This window comes from Bacteroides sp. 41_26 (assembly GCF_949740115.1).
Lineage (GTDB): Bacteria > Bacteroidota > Bacteroidia > Bacteroidales > Bacteroidaceae > Bacteroides > Bacteroides nordii.
Genome location: NZ_CATJGZ010000091.1, coordinates 26,298 through 41,365 on the forward strand (window position 1 = coordinate 26,298; position 15,068 = coordinate 41,365).

Genomic DNA, 15,068 nt, shown 5'->3' on the forward strand with positions numbered 1-15,068 from the left:
TTTATTGTATGGCAGATAATTCAGAAATACAGAGAAGGCGTACATTCGCCATTATTGCACATCCGGATGCCGGTAAAACTTCATTGACTGAAAAGTTATTGCTTTTTGGTGGACAGATACAGGTGGCAGGTGCCGTAAAGAGTAATAAAATAAAAAAAACGGCTACATCGGACTGGATGGAGATTGAAAAACAGCGTGGTATTTCAGTAACTACCTCCGTGATGGAGTTCGATTACCGCGATTATAAAATTAACATTCTCGATACTCCGGGCCATCAGGACTTTGCCGAAGATACATATCGTACACTGACCGCTGTGGATAGCGTTATCATTGTAGTAGACGGTGCGAAGGGGGTGGAAACACAAACCCGTAAGTTGATGGAGGTGTGTCGTATGCGTAAGACACCTGTTATCATCTTTGTTAATAAGATGGACCGCGAGGGTAAAGATCCGTTTGACCTGCTGGACGAACTGGAAGAAGAACTGATGATTCAGGTTCGCCCGTTGTCATGGCCTATTGAACAGGGGGCCCGTTTCAAAGGTGTATATAATATATATGAGAATAAGTTAGATCTCTATCAGCCCTCTAAGCAGGTGGTGACAGAGAAAATTGCAGTGGATATCAATAGTGAAGAACTGGACAACCAGATTGGTGCTACACTGGCAGACAAACTGCGTGGTGATCTGGAACTGATTGAAGGTGTTTATCCTGAATTTGACAATGAGACTTATCTGGCAGGAGATTGTGCACCTGTATTCTTTGGTTCGGCATTGAATAACTTTGGTGTGCAGGAACTACTCAACTGCTTTGTAGAGATAGCTCCCAGTCCTCGTCCTGTCCAGGCAGAAGAACGTGAGGTGGAACCGGATGAACCGAAATTTACCGGATTTGTCTTTAAAATTACTGCTAATATTGACCCGAACCATCGTTCGTGTATTGCTTTCTGTAAAATCTGTTCGGGTAAGTTCACGCGTAATGCTCCTTATCTGCATGTGCGTCATGGAAAAACGATGCGTTTTTCGTCGCCTACACAGTTTATGGCCCAGCGCAAGACTACGATTGATGAGGCATATGCAGGTGACATCATTGGTTTGCCGGATAATGGTACCTTTAAAATCGGTGATACGCTGACAGAAGGTGAGTTATTGCATTTCCGTGGTTTGCCGAGTTTCTCGCCCGAAATGTTCAAGTATATTGAGAATGCTGATCCTATGAAGCAGAAACAGCTTGCTAAAGGAGTTGATCAGTTGATGGACGAAGGTGTGGCACAGTTGTTTGTCAACCAGTTTAATGGTCGGAAGATTATTGGTACGGTAGGTCAACTTCAGTTTGAGGTGATCCAGTATCGTTTGCTGAATGAATATAATGCTTCTTGTCGTTGGGAACCGATAAGCCTCTACAAAGCGTGCTGGATTGAAAGTGATGATGCCGAAGAGCTGGAAGCATTCAAGAAACGTAAATATCAGTTCATGGCAAAAGACCGTGAGGGTAGGGATGTATTCCTGGCAGACTCCAACTATGTATTGCAAATGGCACAGATGGACTTTAAGAAGATAAAGTTCCACTTTACGAGTGAGTTCTGAGTTCAGAGTTCACCACAGAGTGACATAGAGTTTCACAGAGTACTATTTTTCTAGTTGAAACGCGGATTAACGCAGATTAACGCAAAAACACAGGTGCAAAAGAAAGAACATCAGCACTTTAATCTGTGCTAATTCGCGTTAATCTGCGTTTTATCCGGATAATAAAACTCCGTGAAACTCTGTGTCACTCTGTGGTGAGCAGAACCGTAAACTGTCATAGTCCACTATTGCAAGCCTTATTATTCTTTGTTTTTCCTCCTCTGATCTTCCGATTTAGCTTTTTTTATTCTTTCCTGCCTTTATTTTTTCTTCTTTTATTGGTAATTTCGAGCGATTTTTTGAAGACCGATCAAACAACTAATAACTTATTATATGGAAAACTTAGAGACAGCGTTTCTGCTGATGGTAGTTGGTATGGCTACCGTGTTCGTCATTTTACTTATCGTTATTTATCTTGGTAAATTACTGATCTCACTCGTCAATAAATATGCTCCCGAAGAGGTAGTGCCTGTCAAACAGACTTCTTCGCAAGGTCCTGCACCTGTTCCTGGGAATATCCTGGCTGCAATTACTGCGGCTGTTAATGTAGTAACTCAGGGGAAGGGTAAAGTGACAAAGGTAGAGAAATTATAAATAATAGATTAATGTGCCAATTTGCCAATGTACCGATTGGCTGCGCTTATGAGGGTTGTAATATACCGGCACGTTATTTAATTGACAAATTATCAAGACACAACTAAAAGAATATGAAAAGAGAAATCAAGTTTAGTCTGGTTTTCAGAGATATGTGGCAGAGTGCCGGAAAATATGTACCTCGTGTAGACCAGCTTGTTAAAGTAGCTCCTGCTATTATTGAAATGGGATGTTTTGCCCGTGTTGAAACCAATGGTGGCGGTTTTGAGCAAGTGAATCTGTTGTTTGGTGAGAACCCCAACCGTGCTGTCCGCGAATGGACTAAACCTTTCCATGAAGCCGGTATTCAAACCCATATGCTTGATCGTGCCCTGAACGGACTCCGTATGAGCCCTGTTCCTGCCGATGTGCGCAAACTCTTCTATAAAGTAAAGAAAGCTCAGGGAACAGATATCACCCGTACTTTCTGCGGATTGAATGATGTTCGTAATATTGCTCCTTCAATCACCTATGCCCATGATGCGGGGATGATTTCGCAATGTTCACTTTGTATAACTCATTCGCCCCTCCATACTGTAGAGTACTATACTAATATGGCTTTGGAACTGATAAAACTGGGGGCAGATGAGATCTGTATCAAAGATATGGCAGGTATCGGACGCCCTGTTTCCCTGGGAAAGATTGTAGCCAATATAAAAGCTGCACATCCTGATATTCCTGTGCAGTATCATAGTCATGCAGGACCTGGTTTTAATATGGCAAGCATTCTTGAAGTTTGCGAGGCGGGTTGCGATTATATTGATGTGGGTATGGAACCACTCTCCTGGGGTACCGGTCATGCTGATTTGCTTAGTGTGCAGGCTATGCTGAAGGATGCCGGTTTCAAGGTACCTGAAATAAATATGGAGGCGTACATGAAAGTACGTGGCATGATTCAGGAATTTATGGATGATTTTCTTGGACTTTACATCAGTCCGAAGAATCGTCTGATGAATTCCCTGCTTATTGCTCCGGGGCTTCCGGGTGGTATGATGGGGAGCCTTATGGCCGATCTCGAAACCAATCTGGAATCCATCAATAAATATAAAGCTAAACACAATCTGCCTTTCATGACGCAGGATCAGTTACTGATTAAGCTCTTCAACGAAGTGGCTTATGTATGGCCGCGTGTCGGTTATCCTCCTTTAGTGACCCCGTTCAGCCAATATGTTAAGAATTTAGCTATGATGAATGTGATAGCTATGGAGAAAGGCAAAGAGCGCTGGGGTATGATTGCTGATGACATTTGGGATATGATACTTGGTAAGGCAGGACGTTTGCCTGGTAAATTGGCTCCCGAGATTATAGAGAAAGCCGAGCGTGAAGGTCGTAAATTCTTTGAAGGTGATCCGCAGGATAATTATCCGGACGACCTTGATAAGTATCGCAAGTTGATGAAAGAGAATAAATGGGAAACAGGTGAAGATGACGAAGAACTCTTTGAATACGCCATGCACCCTGCACAGTACGAGGCTTATAAGAGTGGCAAAGCGAAAGAAGATTTCCTTGCTGATGTGGCCAAACGCCGTGCAGAACGAGATAAATCGCCTCAGGAAGATGCGAAACCCAAAACACTTACTGTGCAGGTAGACGGACAGGCTTATCGCGTTACTGTGGCTTATGGTGATGCCGAACTTCCTGCTGCTCCTGCTGCTGCCCCGGTAGGTGAGGGTAAAGATGTACTTTCTCCGTTGGAAGGTAAATTCTTCCTTGTAAAGAATGCACAGGAGACAGCATTGAAAGTTGGGGATACCGTAAAAGAAGGAGATGTACTCTGCTATGTGGAAGCTATGAAGACGTATAATGCCATTCGTGCCGAGTTTGGTGGTACAGTGACGGCTATTTGCAGTAATCCGGGAGATACAGTTTCTGAAGATGACATATTAATGAAGATAGGATAATGAACGAGATATTTGAAAACTTATACGATATGACTGCTTTCAGCAATATCATTGCCGAACCGCAGTTTCTGATAATGTATGCTATCGCTTTCGTTCTGCTCTATCTGGGTATCAAGAAACAATACGAACCGTTGCTATTGATACCTATTGCTTTTGGCGTGCTGCTTGCCAACTTCCCAGGAGGTGATATGGGGGTTATTCAGGCCGATGAGAACGGTATGGTGATGGTGAATGGTGTGATGAAGAGCATTTGGGAAATGCCTTTGCATGACATTGCCCATGAGTTAGGACTCATGAACTTCATCTATTATATGTTGATAAAGACGGGATTCCTGCCACCTATTATATTTATGGGAGTGGGTGCGTTGACTGACTTCGGACCAATGTTGCGTAATCTGCATCTTTCTATATTCGGGGCAGCTGCCCAGTTGGGTATCTTTACCGTGTTGCTGGTAGCTATCCTGATCGGTTTTACTCCCCAGGAAGCAGCTTCATTGGGTATCATTGGAGGAGCTGATGGTCCTACGGCTATCTTTACCACTATTAAACTGGCTCCTCATTTGCTGGGACCGATTGCTATTGCCGCTTACTCTTATATGGCACTGGTTCCGGTGATTATTCCGATGGTAGTCCGTTTGCTCTGTACTAAAAAAGAGCTGAGTATCAATATGAAAGAACAGGAGAAGAAATATCCTTCAAAGACGGAAATCAAAAATCTGCGTGTATTGAAAATTATCTTCCCGATTGCGGTGACTACTGTTGTTGCTCTCTTTGTGCCGAGTGCTGTGCCGTTGATTGGTATGTTGATGTTTGGTAACCTTGTGAAGGAAATAGGCAGCAACACCTTCCGTCTGTTTGATGCCGCTTCCAACAGTATTATGAATGCTGCAACTATTTTCCTGGGGCTTTCCGTAGGTGCTACCATGACTGCTGAGGCTTTCCTCAACTGGACTACTATCGGTATTGTAGTCGGCGGGTTTCTTGCTTTTGCCCTGAGTATTACCGGAGGTATCTTCCTCGTGAAACTATTCAACCTCTTCTCTAAGAAAAAGATTAACCCGTTGATCGGTGCCACGGGATTGAGTGCTGTGCCTATGGCAAGTCGCGTAGCAAATGAAATTGCCTTGAAGTACGATTCAAAGAATCATGTGTTGCAGTATTGCATGGCAAGTAATATCTCCGGGGTTATCGGTTCAGCCGTAGCTGCGGGAGTATTGATTTCATTCCTTGCCTGATTGGCATACCTCTGTGTGAGGTTCATGAATTAGTTTAAGAATGCCTCCCTAAAGTTTAGACAAGACTTTAGGGAGGCATTTCTGAAATCAGCAGAGAGCTTTACTCTTTTTATGTCTGTTTCAATGTAATAGAATTTATGTTAATAATCTGGCCGACTGCAATACAGTTAGCTTGCAATTATGTTATTAATGTGGGTCAGTTGTTGGATATTTGATAAATAATGAGCTAATTGGTACATTATTTGTGATCGTTTCAGAATGATTACTTATCAACATGAAACGGGATATTATGTATCTGATACTGTCAGTAATAGTTGTTATGTAACAATTGAGTGAAACTAATTTAATAAATAGAGTATAAAATGAATTTAGAAGAGGTCTTGAACTTCCGTCGTTCCGTACGAGTGTTTGATAAAGAAAAACCAGTAAAACCGGAAACGGTGAAACACTGTCTGGAATTAGCAACTTTAGCTCCCAATAGCTCGAATATGCAATTGTGGGAGTTCTACCAAATAACGAACCCCGAATTGTTGGCGGAGATTTCAAAAGCCTGTCTTGGGCAGTCAGCTACTGCTACGGCTTCAGAAATAGTTGTTTTCGTTACACGTCAGGATCTGTATAAGAAGCGTGCAAAGTCCGTTCTTGAATTTGAAAAAGGAAATATCATGCGAAATAGTCCGAAAGAACGTCAGGAGAAACGTATCAAAGACCGGGAATTATATTATGGGAAACTAATGCCTTTCATTTACGCCCGTTTTTTTGGAATCTTAGGCTTTTTGAGGGTAATACTGGCTAAGAGTATCAGCTTATTCCGCCCGATGATGCGGGAAGTTGCTGAAAGTGATATGCGTGTGGTCGTTCATAAATCCTGTGCACTTGCTGCGCAAACATTTATGATTGCGATGGCAAATGAAGGATATGATACTTGTCCTTTGGAGGGTTTTGATAGCAAACGAATCAAGAAGTTACTGAAACTACCTCATGGTGCCGGAATAAACATGATAATTCCTTGTGGAATACGAAATGGAAATAAAGGAATCTGGGGAGAACGGGGGAGAGTACCGTTCAATGAAATCTATCACAGAATGTAGTTATATACCTTTTTCATCCGATGCCTGAAGCCTCAGAAAAAATGGATTCAACAGGATAACAAAAAGAGAAGCTGCTAACAAATGAAGCAGCTTCTCTTTATTCTATTGGGTAGATAAGGAAGCGAAACCTCCTTTCTACTTTATTCCGGAACTTTTATTCAACAATGATTTTTGCGGAGACAGTTTGTTTGCCTGTATGTCCGTTCAGCAGATAGATTCCACGGGCAACATCTGTCGGAGCGTTATAGCGATCGCTGTTTACTTCGTAACTACCGATTGCCTGTCCGTTACTATTGTACATGATAAATCTGTATCCTTCGTATCCATAAATGCTGAGCATGTTGTCTTTGCAGTAAATTGTTTTTCCGGTTTCCACATCGTTAATGCCGGTACCACCGGATACTACTACATGAATATTCTTTTCTACAACTACGCCATTGGACTCAATTGCGAGTGTAATGGTTGTTTCACCGATAGCTTTTGGAGTTACAGTCAGTGTATTACCTTCTAATGTTGCAGTAGCAATACTTTCATTGCTCACACTTTTTAATGTTTTACTGATATTGTACGTTAGGTTGTCCTTATCGGTCACTTTGTCCGTCAGATCAATAACAGTAGGTGCGCTACTTGTGGTAAATGATAATGTACTTTCTACGCCATTTACTTCCGGTGCATATTTGTCCGGGAAGATAGGCATGGCCTGGAACCAATAGTATTGTTTCAGTTTGATAGTCTTTTTCAACTCTCCGGTTGTACCGTTCACAATATGAATCCAGTTGTGTTCGTAATCCGTTCCGGCTCCTTTTTGTGTCGTCATTACGATTAATTCATCCGTACGGTCGTCATAGCGGGGTGTTCCATAAGAGGTCTGAAGTTTTCCTTCTGTTGCTCCCGGTAGTTCGGCTACACTGAAGAACGGCTTGATAGTACTGATATCCGTACCTATCTCGTAACGATAATATCCGGCTCCTCCATACATGACGCTACTGCCTCCTGACCAATAAAGTATATTTTTCGTGCGGCTTGCACAGAATGGAGTAGGTCTCCATGCTCCCCATGAGCAGCTGATTTCTGCACCTGTCGGTAATTGCAGGGTTTCTTCTATCGTCAGAGTTTCCGGATTCAGACGTTCCAATGTATTGGTTGATCCCAGCCATACACTACCGTCGGCACCTTGTGTAATGCCTTGTATCTTGCTGTTTTCAATGCATTTTACCAGCTTGTCGGTTTCTGTATCAATAATGTTTGTACCTTTACTTTGCTGGATGGCAAATACATATTTGCCGGCTTTTACCATATCTCCGGTCTGTCCGTTGTATAAGCTTGCACCTTGTGTTCCTTCAATGATATCACCTACTTTGAGGTTTTTAACATCAAATACAACTACACCGGCAGTAGTACTGATATAGACTTTATCAGGGTTTACGCCTACTATGGCACGTCCGTCACCGCCTCCGATAACATCGAATCCGGCGATTTTCTTTAATGTCTTGGCATTCATCACTACCAATCGGCCACCACCGGGAGTACTGTCTCCTCCGTCTTTGGGTTGTTTAGAGATAACAAAGAACTTATCAGCATAAATCATACCGTAGCAAGAAGTGGCACCAAAGGCTTCTCCCGGATTCTCCCGGTCGTATACACGATACATCAGTTCCTTATCTTCGGTAAGGAAATTCATATCACCGTTTTCGTGTCCGAACCAGGCTTCATTCAGGATAAATGTACCATCCTGATATCCGGCATAAGGAGAGTGGTCACGTTCTTTCACAATTAGTTTTACGGTAGTGCTTGCTCCTTTTCCGTCTTTGGCGGTTACAGTCATGGTAGTTTCTCCTACCTTTTTCGCAATGATATTAGCCTGATAGAAGCTGGCGATGTCAGGATCTGCAATCTGGTAAGTAACATCGGTATAGTCAGCATCGGCAGGGGTGATAACAGGAACCGGGCAATAGATGTCTTTGAATTCTATTTCAATCACTTTGTTTTCACCACCAAGTTCAATCTTCTCTACTGCTTTCTGGCATTTTACGGTCAGCTTAAATGAAGCTGTTACATTTTCATCGTATACACTGGTAGCAGTGATGATTGTCTCCCCTTCGGTAGCAGTAGTCGTGATTTTTCCGGCTGTGCTGACGGATGCCACTTCTTTATTGCTGCTGGTGTAAGTGAGAGCGGTGTAAGTCGCATTGGAAGGAGTAAGAGTCAATGGGTTTTCCACCGTTTGCTTGATTCCTGACTCCATTTCTGCCTGTTGGAATGCAATTTTTGTGATAGGCTTTTCGGGTGCTGTTACTGTAATCTTGCAGGTGTTAGATTGAAAATAGTTTGCACTGTTTCCTATCTTTGTTTTAAAGTAAACATAGGCATCTCCGGTTTTATTTCCGGCAAAAGTGACTGCACCATTGAAAGCATCTTTAGTACTGCGTATCGTTTTGATAAGGGTATTATCTTTTTGAGACTCTTTATCCTGGATGGTCCACAGCATGGTACCGGCTGTTTCACCATTACAGCCCAGAATAGTAGGCAGTACACCACCGTCTGAAATAGGAAGCGTAATCTCATCCGGAAGATAGATACCTGTTTCCGGAGTGGGAACATAGAAGTAATAGTTTATTTCGGCTGCTTCACCCGAACCGGAGAAAGAAGAAAATGACCATAAGTCGAGAGAGCCATCGGTCAATATACGGCTGGAGGCTCCTACACTGCTATAATCCGGCTCTTCTGTAAGATTACCGGCTGTATAGTAGCTCCAATATCCACTATACCATCCTGAGGCCCAGTGGTCGGCAGCATCTATGGCGGTATAGTCGTCAAAGTCATATGCTGAGGTGTGTACTAACCCCTCTTCATCTGTTTTTTTCTCTTCATCACCTTTTTTCAAGCCAATGTTTCTATTGCCATTCAGGTCGAATCCAAATCCACCTATGGCAGATCCGTATTGTGTATCACCGTAAACCAGCATATAGAAACGTGGGTCGGCTTTGGCTATAGCTCTCAGCATAGCGTCACCGGTAGCTTTTGCGGCATCTTCCCATTTGTATCCCCAAACAAGGTTTTCGGCACCTCTACCGTCGTTCCATCGTATCACGAGTACGGAGGTTTTGCTTCCTTCGCCTACATAATACTTGATTTTTGAAGCATCGATTGAGATACCGGTACTTTTCAGTGCTTTCGGGAGAGTCGAAACTTGCCGGGGTACTCCCTGCACGAACATAGTTTGTTGTGCCTGCAACCCAATGCAGACAAAGCACATTAATCCTAATAGCGATAATAGTTTTCTCATAATTGTTTTGAATGATTAGTTATTTAATAGATGTAAGTCATTAATTCCCATTACTTCGGTAGATGTTTCGCCCAGCCAGCCACAGTATTGGTTGACTCCGGTATAAATCTTCACAAAATCAATACCTGGCAGATGTACCGGATTGCCTTCGGCATCTACAGCCCATTCGATGTTGAAGTTGGAGGTTTCATCTACATTAAGTCCGTTATCGGCATATCCCCATGGATAAGCGTAAAGCACCCAGTACTTACCTTCACCGCTTTCGTCTTTTGCATTATTGGGCAGCAGTGTACCTTTGAAAGAGAGTTCATCTTCTTCCAGCCATTTCGGATAATAATCCTGCCGGTGGTATATGTTTTTAGGCATAAAGCCCTGCGTATTCCGGTTATCTTGCCATGCGATATATTCCGCATCTGTATTCCAGGATTGTTCGTCTTCGGGTGCTTCTACCGGTTCATGATATTCGTCCGGACGATAATAGGTAATCTGATAATTTTTGAGAGTGGTTTCTTTGGTATATTCACTTCCTGCCAGTTCATACCATTCATCGTCATCGGCAATGCCGTTTTTATTACGGTCGTATGCCACCATGACAATACCCGGCTCACAGCTTCCGCCTTCTTCCGGTGCTTCCGGGTTAGGGTTAGCATTAGCATGAAAAGCATTACCAAGAATTTTGAGATCATACTGACCCGGTACATTTACAATGGTGTGATCGAAGCCACAGATTACATAACCGCCATAACCGCCCAAAGTAATCATTCCACGGGTATTGTATCCGATGGCTTCGAGTACTTTTTGGTTGATAGCCCTTTGAGTATCTCCTTCTTCGTATTTGGGAAGCTCGTTGACGAACTGTCCCGGTGCCGGCTTATATTCCGGTATGGAAGTGATATAGGGGGAGTAGTTTTTCTCTTCCTGCTTTACGGTGACAGTAAAGTCCAGTGTACTCTTTTTTTGTTCGCTGTTTGTAGCTTGCAATGTGATAGAATACTGTCCCGGATTGAGTGCTATAAATTCCAGTTCTTTTTGAGAAGAGATGACGGAATCTCCTATGCTCCATTGTATTTCGTAAGTTTCTTCTCCTGTCAGAACAGGAGCGATGGAGAGTATTTTACAGCGGGGGATCTGAAGTCCTCCGGCAGGAATTTCGATAACGATCTTGCCATCATCGGAGGGTACTTCGATAGGATCGGTTATTTCGACAGGAGGGTCGGGGTTTTCTGAGCACGCAGCAAACCATAGGCAGCAACCGGAAAAGAGGCTTGCTGTCAGATAAGAATGTAATTTGAAGTGGATCATATAAATAGATGTTTAGTAATTGTTGAACTTTCATATCATAGATGATACTGTGCTTATTATTTATGCACAAACACAAAGTGTGCAGGAATATCACCTGTGGTCACTGACCATTTCTTCTTTCCTTCCGGGGTGAAGCAATAGAGTGTACCCGGAGATACATAGTCTTTGGCATCTGTTACAAAAAACTCTTTCGTCTCCGGATTAACGGCTATACCATAAGGTTTCTTTATTGATTTTTCTGTTCCGTCTGTGATAAAGTTCCGGGTAACAACCTTTCGGGTACGGGTATCGATCAGGGCATAGGTAATCTCCCATTCCTGCTGGCTGACATAGCTGTATTCGGTGCTGTAGAGATAGAGATTATCATCATCAATACATAGCTCGGATGCTGCAATACCCAGCTTCTCTACTACTTTATCTGTACGGCTGTCTATTACATAGAGGTCGGACGGGATGGTGTAATAGTCACCCCGTGAACTTACATAGAGGTAGCCATAACGGTCTGCTTTGAGCCGGTGCAGATTGATGGCAACATCTATTTTGTAAAGCTCGGTGAAAGTATTCAGGTCGATGACCGAAACGGTGCGGTCATAATTAGGAAAGCGGTAACCACCGGAATTGGCTACATAGAGTTTATTGCCTGTAATCACCATCTCTTCCGGCTGATATCCTACAAGGCATTGGCTTACTATTTGGAGAGTGGCTGTGTCTACTTTGGCTACGTATCCCAGGCGGGCATTGGGATCTATCTGTACGGGGCCGGCATAGGAGCTGACATAGGCGTATCCCTCATGAAAGGTTATGTAACGGCAGTTGGGGATATCAATAGTGCCCAGATGGCGGGCATTGTTTTTATCCATTACTTCAATGAAGTGCGAGCAGTTGATAACGGCATATAGTTTATCACCGTAAATCTGAATATCATTGCCTACATCTCCCAACTCCATCACAACAGACGGATTGGTCTCGGCATAGATGTTTTTATGGTAATATCCGGTGGTATAGTCAAAGAAGTCCAGGGTACATTTATTACTTCCCATGTTTCCTTCATTCAGTAGATAGAAACCTGTAATAAATTCCGGATGAGTAGGGGGCTGTACTTGTGTTCCGGTAGAATGTACAAGTACTTCATCGTCGCCTGTGCACGAAAAGATCAGAAGGCAACCGGTGAGTAAGAGGGTAATGAACGATAGCTTTTTCATCTGTTTGTCTATATATGAATAGTAAGAATAAATTTATAATTAGTTCCCGGCATGGGGTAGCTCTTTACTACTTCAAACTGCTGATTGAAGAGGTTATTAACCTCTGCGGTCAGTCGGTAGTTCAGATTCTTTATCTTGAAAGTACGGGATAATGACAGGTCGTTTGTATACCATTCCGGTACATAATTTTCCGGAATATTGGCACGCATGTCATACCGTTCTCCCGTATATATGAAACTGTAGTTGAGATCCCATTCCCGCCAGTTAGCATTTATAATCAGTGAACCGCTGTGCCAAGGGATGTAGGGTAGCTGGTCACCGTAATAATCGTCTTTAATGTCGGTAAAGTCTTGTGCTTTCTGGTAAGTGTAAGTGAGCCGGGCATCAATGGATATTTCCTTTGGTAGTTTCCAGTCGCTTTGTATGGCTACGTCTACTCCCCGTATTTCTACCATCCCAAGATTCTTCATCGTCCAGCGGAACTGGTTGGAGGTGGGCATTGCTACAATTTTATTTTCTACTTCGTTGTAATAGGCATCTGTTTGTATCTCGATGTTTTTTAGCCATTTCCCTTTGATGACAGGTGCATAGGTGAATCCCAGGTTATACTGGGTAGTAAATTCCGGCTTCAACTTGATATTGCCGATAAATGTATAGTATAAATCGTTTAGAGTAGGCATACGGAAAATATTCTTGTAGAAACCGCGCAGGTGGAAGTTTACTTTACGAAACGGTTTGTAAGAAGCCGCCAAAGTAGGGGTAATCTGCTTTTTGTTCTCCATAGACATCGTATCTATGCGTACATGATCTACGACGAATGTTCCCAGTACACTGGCTTGCAGCTTGAATTGTTCAAAGTCGAGTGCACTTGCCACCGATACCAGTGTGGTATGGCGGGTGGGATAGGGGAATTTATATAAATCGGCATTCAGTTTGTTCCACTGATAATCCAATGCCATAGATACACTCCAGTGTTTATTGAATGAGTAGAGGTTGGCAGCTGAGAAGTAAACTTCTTGCTGCCGGTAGTGGTTTTCAATATACATCATTGTAGTGTCTTTCTTCGTGTCGGCAAGGTAGTGCAGATAGTCATACGCATACTTTCCGTTTATCAACAGACTGTATTTTTCTGAAAAATGTTTTCTGACGGACGACTGCACAAATAAATTCGTATCCCATTGCTGGTCTTCGTGAAACAGTTTGTTACGAACCATTGCTCCGGGGAGTCCTCGTTCTGATTTATAAAAGTAGGCTTTACTTTTCCACTCTCCATTGGTTATTTTGCCATATAGACCACCTTCTATACGGATAGAATTCACATTTCCATTCTTGCGTACGGCCGTGGTATCATATCCTCCCGTAGTTTTGTAGCGGTATTTATAATGTCCGGTGGTAAACATGTATTCGGTACTGAATGAACTGGAAAGGCGGTCGTTGATATTCTGTTCCCAAAGCATCGACGGATTGACAACACCAAAAGACCCGGTTTTGAAGCTGCCTCGTATATTATAACGTTTGGAATCTTCAAACTTAGGGGTACGGCTTTGCATGTAAATGGAGCCTGATGAACCAAAATCTTTAGCTGATTGGAAGATAGCACTACGCTGTCCGTTGTAGATGGAAACAGCTTCCATATTATCGAGTGAGAACCGTCCGAGGTCAACCTGTCCGTTTTGTGCATTGCCCAATTCGATACCGTCATAGAATACTCCCACGTGGTTAGTTCCCATGCTGCGTATATTAACTGTTTTCAATCCACCGATACCGCCGAAGTCTTTAATTTGTATGCCCGAAAAGTAACGTATGGCATCTGCTACGGAATGGACGCTTAGCTTTTCCAGCTGCGCCCCTTCCATAATTTGTACGGGGATAATTTCTTTCGACAACTTTTTGGATGAGGTGACTGTCACCTCATCTATCCAATAAGTATGCAATGTATCTACTTTGTTGCGTTGAGCATATACTAAAGTAGTCAATAACAGAAAAGTGACAGTAATCCACTTCGCCTTATTTCCCATGCGTTAACTAATTTGATAATTATTATTCATTGTTATTATCAAATAGCTGTAAAAAGGTCCAAATATGTATGATGATAGAGAAGTTGTAGCCACTCTTTGTCAAAGAGCTACAACGTTTCCGTCCTCACAGCTTGTCCTCGAAAGCTATTGAGTAAATATGCATGGCAGGTCTTCTGACTCGTTTCCGTAAGTAAACGCCTTCCCAATCGACTTGAAGTCTTTCAGTGGCATGAAGTATGTGTTTACTACGTTTGAATGAAACATACAGCAACGGGACTGTTCAGGATTCTCACCTGATTCCCTTTTAATCATCTTCTCCGAATGCATGGAGAAGATGAACCAATGCGGGGCAAAGTTAGAAATTAATTGGGTAAAAATGAAAGGGAAGGGAGGAAATATTTGTTTGTTCTGAGGGCAGGACTTGAGATATATTTAAAACCGTACAGTAACGAAGATGATGGCCCTGTCTTTTCGATGGCGGAAGTGCCCATAGACGGCATTGTTACCCTTGCCCGGTATTATACTTTGTCTTTCTCGGAAAGGAACGTTCCTTTCCCCGGTGAGCAGTATTGTTTTACATGTACATGTAAAGCAGCATGAGATGCACATGTCGTGCTGTCCCACATGTACATGTCGTACCGCTTTACATGTACATCTAAAACAACGTTACACACCGAGGCTCAGGGCCGACGCATTAAATAATTTACTATTGCATATGTACTTTTCTTATTGTTATTTAATTGAATATTAATTATTTAGTATTATTTTATTTCGTTTA

At 42.7% G+C, this 15,068-nt stretch carries 9 protein-coding genes and 1 riboswitch; of the genes, 5 read left to right on the forward strand and 4 right to left on the reverse strand.

The features are described from left to right. Positions 1-8 precede the first annotated feature (8 nt). The 5 genes from QX565_RS14270 to QX565_RS14290 all read left to right on the forward strand — a co-directional run bounded on the left by QX565_RS14270 (position 9) and on the right by QX565_RS14290 (position 6,482). Positions 9-1,583, forward strand: a complete 1,575-nt coding sequence (locus tag QX565_RS14270) for a peptide chain release factor 3 (RefSeq protein WP_221649854.1) — start codon at positions 9-11, stop codon at positions 1,581-1,583. Positions 1,584-1,955: 372 nt separating this feature from the next. Then, positions 1,956-2,216: an OadG family protein gene (locus QX565_RS14275; protein ID WP_221649853.1), complete on the forward strand. Its 261-nt coding sequence runs from the start codon at positions 1,956-1,958 to the stop codon at positions 2,214-2,216. Between the two features lie 113 nt (positions 2,217-2,329). Further along, complete coding sequence (locus tag QX565_RS14280; protein ID WP_221649852.1) at positions 2,330-4,156, forward strand: biotin/lipoyl-containing protein; 1,827 nt, start codon at positions 2,330-2,332, stop codon at positions 4,154-4,156. Beyond that, positions 4,156-5,391 (forward strand): sodium ion-translocating decarboxylase subunit beta, encoded by a 1,236-nt coding sequence (locus tag QX565_RS14285; RefSeq protein ID WP_221649851.1) that lies wholly within the window; start codon positions 4,156-4,158, stop codon positions 5,389-5,391. Before QX565_RS14280 ends, QX565_RS14285 begins: the two co-directional genes overlap by 1 nt. Before the next feature lie 362 nt (positions 5,392-5,753). Further along, a complete protein-coding gene (locus tag QX565_RS14290; protein WP_289293186.1) occupies positions 5,754-6,482 on the forward strand; it encodes a nitroreductase family protein in 729 nt (242 codons plus the stop codon). A 154-nt stretch (positions 6,483-6,636) separates the two neighbouring features. Here QX565_RS14290 and QX565_RS14295 read toward each other — a convergent pair whose 3' ends face one another. The 4 genes from QX565_RS14295 to QX565_RS14310 are packed head-to-tail and all read right to left on the reverse strand — an operon-like array spanning position 6,637 to position 14,290. Beyond that, the gene (locus tag QX565_RS14295) at positions 6,637-9,768 is read right to left on the reverse strand and encodes a DUF5074 domain-containing protein (RefSeq protein ID WP_289293188.1); all 3,132 of its coding nucleotides are present in this window, start codon (positions 9,766-9,768) and stop codon (positions 6,637-6,639) included. 15 nt (positions 9,769-9,783) lie between these two features. Then, entirely contained in the window at positions 9,784-11,070 is a 1,287-nt protein-coding gene (locus tag QX565_RS14300) for a PKD-like domain-containing protein (RefSeq protein WP_289293190.1), read from the reverse strand. A gap of 56 nt (positions 11,071-11,126) precedes the next feature. Continuing rightward, on the reverse strand, positions 11,127-12,272 hold the full coding sequence (locus tag QX565_RS14305; RefSeq protein ID WP_221649847.1) for a YncE family protein: 1,146 nt from the start codon (positions 12,270-12,272) through the stop codon (positions 11,127-11,129). 8 nt (positions 12,273-12,280) lie between these two features. Then, entirely contained in the window at positions 12,281-14,290 is a 2,010-nt protein-coding gene (locus QX565_RS14310) for a TonB-dependent receptor (protein WP_289293192.1), read from the reverse strand. Between the two features lie 147 nt (positions 14,291-14,437). After that, positions 14,438-14,649: riboswitch (cobalamin riboswitch) on the reverse strand. Positions 14,650-15,068: the final 419 nt, after the last annotated feature.

Coding starts and splice junctions, on each gene's coding strand:
- QX565_RS14270 (WP_221649854.1), top strand. CDS start 9: ATGGCAGATAATTCAGAAATACAGAGAAGGCGTACATTCGCCATTATT.
- QX565_RS14275 (WP_221649853.1), top strand. CDS start 1,956: ATGGAAAACTTAGAGACAGCGTTTCTGCTGATGGTAGTTGGTATGGCT.
- QX565_RS14280 (WP_221649852.1), top strand. CDS start 2,330: ATGAAAAGAGAAATCAAGTTTAGTCTGGTTTTCAGAGATATGTGGCAG.
- QX565_RS14285 (WP_221649851.1), top strand. CDS start 4,156: ATGAACGAGATATTTGAAAACTTATACGATATGACTGCTTTCAGCAAT.
- QX565_RS14290 (WP_289293186.1), top strand. CDS start 5,754: ATGAATTTAGAAGAGGTCTTGAACTTCCGTCGTTCCGTACGAGTGTTT.
- QX565_RS14295 (WP_289293188.1), bottom strand. CDS start 9,768: ATGAGAAAACTATTATCGCTATTAGGATTAATGTGCTTTGTCTGCATT.
- QX565_RS14300 (WP_289293190.1), bottom strand. CDS start 11,070: ATGATCCACTTCAAATTACATTCTTATCTGACAGCAAGCCTCTTTTCC.
- QX565_RS14305 (WP_221649847.1), bottom strand. CDS start 12,272: ATGAAAAAGCTATCGTTCATTACCCTCTTACTCACCGGTTGCCTTCTG.
- QX565_RS14310 (WP_289293192.1), bottom strand. CDS start 14,290: ATGGGAAATAAGGCGAAGTGGATTACTGTCACTTTTCTGTTATTGACT.